This window comes from Brevundimonas sp., assembly GCF_018608325.1.
Lineage (GTDB): Bacteria > Pseudomonadota > Alphaproteobacteria > Caulobacterales > Caulobacteraceae > Brevundimonas.
On sequence record NZ_JABAZW010000070.1, the window covers coordinates 5,971 to 11,058 of the forward strand.

Annotated in this window: 7 protein-coding genes; 2 read left to right on the plus strand and 5 right to left on the minus strand. The window is 65.3% G+C overall.

What is annotated here, in order from left to right; genetic code table 11:
- Positions 1-329, plus strand: a 329-nt coding sequence (locus QZ281_RS07455; protein WP_292226663.1) for a hypothetical protein, incomplete at its 5' end; no start/stop codon positions are given.
- 8 nt (positions 330-337) lie between these two features.
- Here QZ281_RS07455 and QZ281_RS07460 read toward each other — a convergent pair.
- The 5 genes from QZ281_RS07460 to QZ281_RS07480 all read right to left on the minus strand — a co-directional run bounded on the left by QZ281_RS07460 (position 338) and on the right by QZ281_RS07480 (position 4,242).
- Positions 338-973 carry a hypothetical protein gene (locus QZ281_RS07460; RefSeq protein WP_292226666.1) on the minus strand — a complete coding sequence of 212 codons (636 nt, stop codon included), beginning with the start codon at positions 971-973 and terminating at the stop codon, positions 338-340.
- An 8-nt stretch (positions 974-981) separates the two neighbouring features.
- On the minus strand, positions 982-1,680 hold the full coding sequence (locus tag QZ281_RS07465) for a hypothetical protein (RefSeq protein WP_292226669.1): 699 nt from the start codon (positions 1,678-1,680) through the stop codon (positions 982-984).
- Between the two features lie 104 nt (positions 1,681-1,784).
- The gene (gene purQ, locus QZ281_RS07470) at positions 1,785-2,447 is read right to left on the minus strand and encodes a phosphoribosylformylglycinamidine synthase subunit PurQ (protein ID WP_292226672.1); all 663 of its coding nucleotides are present in this window, start codon (positions 2,445-2,447) and stop codon (positions 1,785-1,787) included.
- Positions 2,448-2,480: 33 nt separating this feature from the next.
- Positions 2,481-3,695, minus strand: a complete 1,215-nt coding sequence (locus tag QZ281_RS07475; protein ID WP_292226675.1) for an MFS transporter — start codon at positions 3,693-3,695, stop codon at positions 2,481-2,483.
- 67 nt (positions 3,696-3,762) lie between these two features.
- The gene (locus tag QZ281_RS07480; RefSeq protein ID WP_292226678.1) at positions 3,763-4,242 is read right to left on the minus strand and encodes a YbhB/YbcL family Raf kinase inhibitor-like protein; all 480 of its coding nucleotides are present in this window, start codon (positions 4,240-4,242) and stop codon (positions 3,763-3,765) included.
- Positions 4,243-4,348: 106 nt separating this feature from the next.
- Between QZ281_RS07480 and QZ281_RS07485 the strand changes: the two genes are divergently transcribed.
- On the plus strand, positions 4,349-5,088 hold a 740-nt coding region (locus tag QZ281_RS07485), incomplete at its 3' end, for a cyclopropane-fatty-acyl-phospholipid synthase family protein (protein WP_292226681.1).

Consider the following 5,088-nt stretch of genomic DNA (forward strand, 5'->3'; position numbering starts at 1 on the left):
CTCTGGCGCAGGAGCAGACGGCGCCGTCCGTCAGCGTCAATGCTCAGCAACTTCAGACCGCCTGGTCGCGGCTCCAGCAGGCTTTCACGCCCGAGCAGCAGGCCAATGAGGCCCGTAGTACGGCCCGGCTTCTGGCGGCGTCCGGCGTACGGATCGGGTCGCTGGAGATGGACGTCAAGAACATCGCCACCGGCCGTACTGTGCCCCGTGACGACCCGTCGATCCTGCAACGCCCGCAAGCGCACGAAGTGACCTTCGTCGTCGACGGCCGCTTCTACACCTTCCGCCCCCTGTCCCGCGCCAGCCTTGAGGCCTTCACGGGGCGTTGAGGGCTGCGTCAGGTCTTGTCTTCCTTGGTGTCGGTGTCGTTCACCATCACCTGGATCGAACCTTCGTAGGAGAAGGCCCGGCTGGAGCGGTCCTCGACACCGGTGGCGATCAGCGCAGCGGTGTAGCCGACCGGCACGGTGGTGTAGTTCACGCCGATGGCGATGGAGTCATAGCTGCGGCCGACCCGCTCAGGCTCGACCGATACGCGCAGGTAGGTCTCGTTCTCACGCGGGCGGAACTGCACGGAATAGACCCTGCCGCGATACAGGAACTCGTCCGCCGGGAAGGTTCGCGTCACATCGCCGTTGCGGTCCAGAACGGCGACGTGTGGCGACAGGATGCGCAGCGGCTCCAGCATGCCGCCGACGATGATGGTCTTGTCGTCATAATCCGTCGGCAGGGCGAAAATGACGGCGGGGCTTATGCCCCTGTCCGTCTGCATGCACGGGGTCTCACTGGTCACCGGCGCAGTGACCGTGAACACCGCCCGTTCCTTGGGCGGCGTCAGGCTGATTGCGGCGGTCAGGTCGGGCTGATCCGCACAGGTGCGTTCCGCATAGTTCAGGGCGGCAGGGGGATGCGACGGCGCCGTGGCGCAGGCTGACAGCATGGCCATGCCGCCAATAGACATGAGGACGCGCATGTTCAGGCTCAGTGCATCAGGCGGGCGGCGGTGTCCGCCACGTTGAACAGGGCGTCTTCGATGCCGGCTGCCAGACGGTTCGGGTCCGCCAGCAGTTCAGAGCGATTGTTGAAGGCGTATTCCGGGTTAGGCGTCAGCGTCACCACGCCCTCGGCTGCATACAGAGGGTTAGAGACGATGGTGTTCTCCATCAGCTTGGCGCCGTCGGACACCCGCACCAGCTTCACCTGAGCCTGCACATAGGGACGGAACGGCTGGCCCGCGCCGGAGGACAGATAGCCATAGCCGCTGACCACGACGTCCAGATAGGCTTCTGCGCCGTTTGAATCGGGATAGGTTTCCAGGAATTCGCGCTTGGGGCGGGCCTGTTCCGGCAGCAGGGCGACGGCATAGCCATCGGCTTGCAGCTTTTCGCTCAGGCGGGCTTCCAGGCGGCTTTCGGCGTCGAAATCGATGGCTTCCAGCGCCTTGTGCACGGCGTTCTGGCGTTCGACCTGAATGCCTGCATCGACCAAGGCGCCGATCAGGCCGAAGTTGGAGCCGACCGAAGCGACCTCATAGGCCATCGGCTTTTCAGGCAGGGCGTCATCGACGACGGCGATGGATGTGATGTTCGCACTGGCGCGGTCATAGGGCGTGGCGACATAGGGCGACGCGCAGGCGGTGACCAGCATCGCCGCAGCGACAACGAATAGCTTTTTCAACATTTAAACTCCCCCTGAGCGCGTAGGGATGACGCGCGCAAGGCGAGGCTGTCAATCGTTGTTTTGTGACGATTTCAACCAGGGCGACATGTGCCGCCCGGCTCGGCTTAAGCCGCCGCGTAGATGCTCTGGAACAGCGTTGCGCCGTCGGCAGAACCCAACTCGGCTTCGAAGGCGCGGTCGGGGTGGGGCATCATGCCCAACACATTACCGCGCGCGTTTTGCAGGCCCGCGATGTCGTTCACCGAACCGTTGGGATTGTCGACATAGCGGAACACCACCTGGCCCTCGCCCTCGATGCGCGCCAGGGTTTCGGCGTCGGCGAAGAAGTTTCCATCCGCGTTGCCCTGGGTCATGACGACCTCGGCCTGATCGGCATAGCCGGTGGTGAAACGCGTCTGGGCGTTGGCCACCGTCAGGGCGATGGGCTTGCAGATGTATTTCAGGCCCTTGTTGCGCAGCAGGGCGCCGGGCAGCATTCCGGCTTCGCACAGGATCTGGAAGCCGTTGCAGATGCCGACCACGGTGACGCCGTCGTCTGCGGCCTTCTTGACCGCCTGCATCACCGGCGACTGGGCCGCCATGGAGCCGCAGCGCAGATAGTCGCCATAGGAAAACCCGCCGGGAATGACGATCAGGTCCAGCCCCGAGGGCAGTTCCGTCTCGGCATGCCAGACCATCGAGACGGGCTCGCTGGTGGAGCGTTCAATAGCGACCTTGCAGTCGCGATCGCAGTTGGAACCGGGGAAGACGATGACGGCGGCGCTCATGGCGCGGGCCTTTAGCAGGCTTCTTTCGTCTTGTCAGGCCGTCGCGTGCTTGCGGCCCGTCATCCATGCGATCACGAAGATGACGAAGCCGCCCAGCGACAGGGCCACGCCTACCCAGGCGGTCGAGGTCCAGCCGTATCCCGCCGCGATGGCCATGCCGCCCAGCAGGGGGCCGATGGCGTTGGCGGTGTTGAAGGCCGAGTGATTCAGCGCCGCCGCCAAGGTCTGGGCGTCGCCCGCCACGTCCATCAGGCGGGTCTGCAGGATGGAACCCAGACCACCGCCGCCGCCGATCAAGAAGATCACGACCATCAGCGCCCACAGGTTCGTCGCCGCAAACGGATAGAGGGCCAGGGCGATGGCGCTCCAGATCAGAAGGCCGCCCGCTGCGGGGAAGCCGATACGGTCGGCGGCCCATGCGCCCAGAATATTGCCCAGGAACATGCCCACGCCGAACACGGCGAAGACCCAGGGCAGGACTTCCGGCCCGATGCCCGTCACCGCCTGAAGCGTGGAGGCCAGATAGGCATAGACCGCGAACATGCCGCCAAAGCCGATGGCGCCGACGCCGAGCGTCAGCCAGACCTGTCCACGCTTCAGAGCCCCCAACTCACGCAGAGGGCTGGCGTCGGCATGGGCCGGATCGCGCGGCGCGAACAGGGCGACTAGCGCCATGGTGATGACCGCCAGAACGCCCACGATGGCGAAGGTCCAGCGCCAGCCGTAGGTGTGGCTGATGATATTCGCGAACGGCACGCCGATGACGGTGGCCACCGTCAGGCCCATCAGGATCGTGGACACGGCCCGCGTACGGTATTCCAGCGGCACGACCGAGGCGGCGACCAGCGCCGCCACCCCGAAATAGGCCCCGTGCGGCAGGCCGCTGAGAAAGCGGAAGACCAGCATCCAGTTGTAGGTGGGGGCAAGCGCGCTGGCGACATTGGCGACGGCGAACAGAGCCATGAAGCCGATCAGCAGCAGCCAGCGCGGCAGACGCGCGCCCAGCACCGCCAGAATCGGCGCGCCGACCACCACTCCCGCGGCATAGGCGCTGATGACATGACCGGCGGTGGGGGCGTCGACGCCCAGACCGGCCGCGAAATCCGGCAGGATGCTCATGGCCGCGAACTCGGTCACGCCGATGGCGAACCCGCCCATGGCCAGGGCGATCAGGACCAGCGCCACCTGCCCCCCGGCAAGGGGAGGGGTGACGGTCTCGCGAGGGGGCGCGACGTCGCAGGTGGTCATGAAGATCGTCCGGGGGAGGGAGTGTTGCGCTGCAACATAGGTCGCCGCCCCCGCCGATCAAGCCGGTTCAGCCCTTGTTTTCGTAGGTCGCGGTTATGCTGGCCTTGGCCAGAGTGTGGAAATGCAGGTTGAAGCCGTAGATGGCGCCCGAGTTGTCTGCGTTCACATCCAGGCTTTCGACGTCCACGGCGAAGACGGTGAAGATGTAGCGGTGCGGGCCATGGCCAGCGGGCGGTGCGGCGCCGCCGAAGCCGGGCTGGCCATAGTCTGTGCGGCCCTGAATGGCGCCCTTGGGCAGATCGCCGCCCCGCGATCCCGCGCCCGCCGCCAGTTCGCTCACCTCGGCGCGGATGTTGGCCACGGTCCAGTGCCAGAAGCCCGAGCCGGTCGGGGCGTCCGGGTCATAGCAAGTGATCGCATAGCTCTTGGTGCCCTCGGGCGCGCCGGACCACGACAGATGGGGCGAGGTGTTGCCTATGGCCTGGACCTGGGCGTCGGGCAGGACGCCGCCATCCTGAAAATCGGTGGAGGTCAGGGTGAAGCTCATGGGCGTGTCTCCGAAAAACTGGGCCGCATCTTAATGGAAATCGCGGGTCGTTCGTTGCGCGATCTGAATCCGTGACTAGCTTTGAAGCAGTTAGGAGGATGCCGCCATGTTGCAATCTCTTCTGGACAGAACCTTTCGCACGCGATCGATCGCGGTGCGTCTGCCCGATGGTCGAACCCTGAGGGCGGGTCCGGGAGAGCCTGAACTGACGGCGGTGATCGAGGACCGCAAGACCGCTCTGGCTATCGCCGGAAATCCCGAGCTGAAGCTGGGCGAAGCCTTCATGGACGGCGGCTTTCGCATCGAGGGCGGCGACATCTATGACTTCATGGCGCTGGCGGCGTCGCAACTGTCGACGCAGGAGCGGCCGCAACCCTTTGGCTGGCGTATTCGTCGCGCGATGGAACAGGCCAACGACCGCAGGCATGCGCGGGCCAATGTCCATCACCACTATGATCTGACGGTGGATTTCTACCGGCTCTTTCTGGACGCAGACCTGCAGTATTCCTGCGCCTATTTCGAAACGCCGGACGCGACGCTGGAACAGGCGCAGATCGCCAAGAAGCAGCGGCTGATCGACAAGCTGGTGCTGTCGCCGGGGCAAAGGGCGCTGGACATCGGCTGTGGTTGGGGCGGTCTGGGTCTGTCGCTGGCCAAGGCTGGGGCGCAGGTGACCGGCGTCACCCTGTCGACCGAACAGCATCGCACAGCCAATGAGCGGGCGGCGGCGCAGGGCCTGTCAGGTCAGGCGGACTTCCGGCTGCAGGACTATCGCGATCTGGACCAGCCGTTCGACCGGATCGTCTCGGTCGGCATGTTCGAACACGTCGGCGCGCCGAATTATCA